4 protein-coding genes and 1 other RNA gene are annotated in these 4,346 nt (G+C 38.7%); all 5 read right to left on the reverse strand.

Going from position 1 to position 4,346, the window contains the following annotated elements:
• The coding region (locus ACFIO3_RS09265; protein ID WP_375704358.1) for a peptidoglycan D,D-transpeptidase FtsI family protein at nt 1-1,113 on the reverse strand (1,113 nt) is incomplete at its 3' end.
• On the reverse strand, nt 1,113-1,517 hold the full coding sequence (locus ACFIO3_RS09270; protein WP_375606961.1) for a hypothetical protein: 405 nt from the start codon (nt 1,515-1,517) through the stop codon (nt 1,113-1,115). The genes ACFIO3_RS09270 and ACFIO3_RS09265, both read right to left, overlap by 1 nt.
• Nucleotides 1,514-2,512: a 16S rRNA (cytosine(1402)-N(4))-methyltransferase RsmH gene (gene rsmH, locus ACFIO3_RS09275; RefSeq protein ID WP_375609263.1), complete on the reverse strand. Its 999-nt coding sequence runs from the start codon at nt 2,510-2,512 to the stop codon at nt 1,514-1,516. The genes ACFIO3_RS09270 and rsmH overlap by 4 nt, the downstream gene beginning before the upstream one ends.
• Nucleotides 2,513-2,772: 260 nt before the next feature.
• Nucleotides 2,773-3,163: RNase P RNA component class A (gene rnpB / locus ACFIO3_RS09280), an RNA gene on the reverse strand.
• Nucleotides 3,164-3,246: 83 nt separating this feature from the next.
• Entirely contained in the window at nt 3,247-3,756 is a 510-nt protein-coding gene (locus ACFIO3_RS09285) for a lytic transglycosylase domain-containing protein (protein WP_375606959.1), read from the reverse strand.
• Nucleotides 3,757-4,346: the final 590 nt, after the last annotated feature.

Below are 4,346 nucleotides of genomic sequence, written 5' to 3' on the forward strand. Positions count from 1 at the left end.
TTTTTGCAAAAAATCACGATGTTTATCAATCCCTATCGCTAATGCTTCTTTAGCAGAACCAATATTGGAAGAATAAACAAAAACCTCCCATAACGTTAAGGGACGATTTTTTCCGTGAAAATCATGAATAATATATCCACTACTTGCTTTTATGGGCTTTGAAGCATCAATAATACTGTTTAAATGAAAAATATTGGAATCAAGTGCCATGGCAGTCGTAAAACTTTTAATAATCGATCCCATTTCAAATGTTCCGGCCGTCATCCGATTGAGACGATCACTTTTTAAAGCTTCAATAGGATTTCCAGGATCAAAATCTGGTAGAGATGCCAACGCCAAAACTTCCCCCGTATGTATATTTAAAATAACAGCTCCTGCAGCAATTGCCTTATAACGCTTCATAGCCTGAATAAGTTCATCATGGACAATTGCCTGAAGTCGCACATCGATCGAAAGCTGAACTTGTTTTAATGATTCTTCCATGGCAAGACCAGCAGCACGCAGAGCACTCAAACCCGCATCATCAATATATTTTTCCATACCTGCAATACCTTGATTATCAACATTCACCATGCCGAGAATATGGGAAGTTACAGGTCCATCGGGATAAAAACGACGAATTTCAGTCCGAAAACCAATTCCTGGAATACCAAGGGCCATAATTTGTGTCTTCTGCATTGGTGTTAACCCACGCTGTATCCAAGAAAAACCAGTTTTTCTTTTTAAGCGCTTATAGGTTTCCTGCCAATTAAGATCAGGCAAAACTGTTGAGAGCAATTCAATGGTTTCATCCACATCAATAATACGTCGTGGCTCAGCAAAAAGTGAATAAGTTTTAATATCTGTTGCCAATAAACGACCATTACGATCAACAATATCAGGCCGCGCCGTCAGTTGAAGAACTCCTGGCCCCTTTGCTTCTTCAATCTGTCCACCTTCCAACCCATAAGAAATAAGGCAAGCCCCCATGATGCCATATAAAACTAAAAAGCAGAACAACGAAAAAAGCAAACGTGGACGACTAGAATAGGGACGACGAACAGAAACATTATGATTATTCAACGAATTCTTAAAGTGCTTTTTCTTCTGTAAGAATAAAAAAGTCGACTTCATCACTGCACGCCTTTTTGGACAACACCATTCATCTGAGAATCCCGACGATTTGCCAAAATATCTTGATTATCTTCCAAGATATTTTGTTTAATCAATTCTTCAATTGGATCATGTACCCGTACCGGAATGTCTTTAAATTCTACGATTTGACGCGGCTGTATAACTTCTAATCCAAGTTCTTTTTGATAACGTTTCGCAAGTTTTTGCATGCGCGAAGGCTTGATCATCACAGCCCACTCAGCATGAAGCAAACTCACCGTATTTTTTGCTGCAGCAATTTCATGCTCAAGATGAAGAACTTCATTCATTCGTTTTTGAACATCATATTTTACCTTATAAGTAAGACCTGCCATACAAATCATAATCATCACTAAAATCATATCAAATGTACGAAAAACTGTCATTTCTTGCCGCCTTCAAAACTGGCAATCTCTGCTAAACTAAATAATTTCATATCTTCTGTAAGAGCCTCTGCTTCAGTCCGTACACCAATACGCAACCGCGCAGAACGTGAACGAGGATTTTTCTGTAACTCCTCTTTAGTTGCCGTGATCCCACCTCTAAACAAAGGAAAAAATGTTGCTGGAGCAGCCTTTATTTCTGGCAGATAGCGTGATCTCATACGTTCTCCAGAACGAGTCGAAAAAAATCTTTTGACCATACGATCTTCAAGAGAATGAAAACTGACAACCCCCAAACGGCCTCCAGCTTTTAAAACGCGTTCAGCAGCAAATAAACCACGCGCCAATTCACCAATTTCATCATTAACATAGATACGAAGAGCCTGAAATACACGTGTTGCAGGATGAATACGATCTCCCGGTTTACGTCCTATCAACGTTTCGATAGCATACGCCAAATCACCCGTACGCAAAAAAGGCTGAACAACACGACGCGTTTCAATCATCCGTGCAATTCGTCCCGCATAACGCTCTTCTCCTAATACCTTAAAAATACGTGCCAAATCTCTTGCTTTTAAATGATTGACAACATCGCTAGCTGTAAAACCAGTCTGAGCCATTCGCATGTCCAATGGCCCATCTTTTTGAAAAGAAAAACCTCTTTCTGCTTCATCAAGCTGCATTGAAGAGACACCAATATCCAAAATAACTGCATCCACCTTCTCTTCAACGACACGATCAAGCTGTGAAAACGCCATATGGACCAAACGAAGGCGTGGAAAAAATTCTTCAACAAGCAATTGTCCTGCACTGATAGCATGAGGATCACGATCAAGAGCAATCACCTGTGCCCCTGCCTTTAACAAAGCGCGCGTGTAACCACCAGCACCAAAGGTGCCATCAATCACTTTTGCTCCAACCAATGGCATAAGCCCAGCCAAAACTGGCTGTAACAACACTGGAATATGGCGTTCAGCTCTTTGATCCTGCTTTATCAAAATAATCCGTCTTGAAGTTATGCTGTCTTAAATCAACAGCTCTCTCATGGCAACTGATCTTAGAATAACCTGGCCTTCATCACATTAATCACAATGAACGAAAAAACTAAAGTTATCCTAAAACAGATCCTAACGCATTATACTTAAAGAAATGTTATAATTTTTTAAAACACTCTTTGCTCAAGTGTCCATTTCAAACACATAGACTCCATAAAAGACCATATATAATTGATCTTATAAAATATCGCGTATCATCATGAAATATCAGTCGGCCTATAAGCCGGGTTCTGTAGAGTAAAGCTTACACTTTACATGGCAACCATTCATCTGGGACGGATGTTACCATCCGCCTCGTGCAACCTACCCGAATGACTCGCCCGGAAATCGGCTGCAAATTAAATTTTGCACGTCATTTCTATTTGGTCTTGCTCCCGGTGGGGTTTACCTTGCCACATTCATTACTGAATGCGCGGTGGGCTCTTACTCCACCCTTTCACCCTTACCTATTAAAATAGGCGGTTTACTTTCTGTGGCACTTTCCCTAGGGTCACCCCCGCCGGGTGTTACCCGGCACCGTCTTTCCATGGAGCCCGGACTTTCCTCACCTGCCGCCTTTCAGCATTGGACAAGCGCGGCTGCCCAGCCGACTGACATACTGATTTATAAAACATTTTTTGCTCCGTGAAAATAGCATCTTAAAATATTTTATGACAAACCTCTCTCAACAGATGTTTTTATTTTAATGAAGCCAGATAAGTCTTTACTTTTGCGCAATATTTCGCTGAAATGGAATTCATTTTTTTTGCAGCATGACCTGCGTTATATTTAAGGATTGTACCACACGTACTTCCACCACTGAGTTTATAGGCCCGTGCCAAATAACGCATACCATATTCAAGATTGGTCGCAGGATCGTACAAATCCTGTACAGAACCACTAAAGCCCAACCCTCGTGCCGTAGAGGGTTTAATTTGCATCAAACCTATTTCGCCAGCAGCCCCCTTTATACCTGCCTTATAATTACTTTCAACTTTTACAACAGCATGTGCTAAATTAACCGGAATATTATACTTATTTGCAAATTTCTGAATAAGAAACTCATAAGGACGATTAGAAATCTGAGAAGCAACACTCCCTAAGCCTTCTTTTGCTTCTGCAACATTTAAAACACTATGAGCCCAACTTATATCAAATACAAAAAATACAGCACACGCTGTATTTAACAAAATTTTCAAAAATTGCATTTTCTTTCTCTCACTCAAAAATTCTCAAATTCTAACCGCAAATAATTTTCGAATGCATTGTACAAAAAAAGAAAGCAAAAGAACGGCTTGAAAAGGGAAATATTAAGACAATTTCAAGATAAAGTTCTGTATAAAAAGAAAAACTCTTTATACAAAAATTATAGACTTCTCTATATCATCAAATAAAAAAATTAAAAGCCTATAATTAAACTTATATCATATTAACTAAAATGATATATTCTATCAAGTTCTGCTATATCTATTGTATCAATCAATTTTTATATTACAAAATAGCACTTTAAAAAGATATGATATTTTTTTATATACGATGATTAAATTTTTTATTGATATCAATCCCACAAAGCAATAGAGACGAGATCATCTTTACCAAAGATCCTCGATATCGCAAAAGTTTCACAAAAATAAAACCCGTTATTGATGCTTCTTTCTAACCAATAAACACGCGCAGCATTCTTTATGGCCCCAATAAACCATTGACTAAAATCACCCCCCTACCTCCATCACTGTGCATAAGGAGTCCATAGATATACAAAAACCATCATACGCTATTTACCAATTCAAAATATTGC

Source organism: Bartonella sp. AD328YNZD, assembly GCF_042196425.1.

What these genes read in the sequence shown, in the direction of transcription:
- ACFIO3_RS09270 (WP_375606961.1), bottom strand. Translation starts at nt 1,517, where the DNA reads ATGACAGTTTTTCGTACATTTGATATGATTTTAGTGATGATTATGATT.
- ACFIO3_RS09285 (WP_375606959.1), bottom strand. Translation starts at nt 3,756, where the DNA reads ATGCAATTTTTGAAAATTTTGTTAAATACAGCGTGTGCTGTATTTTTT.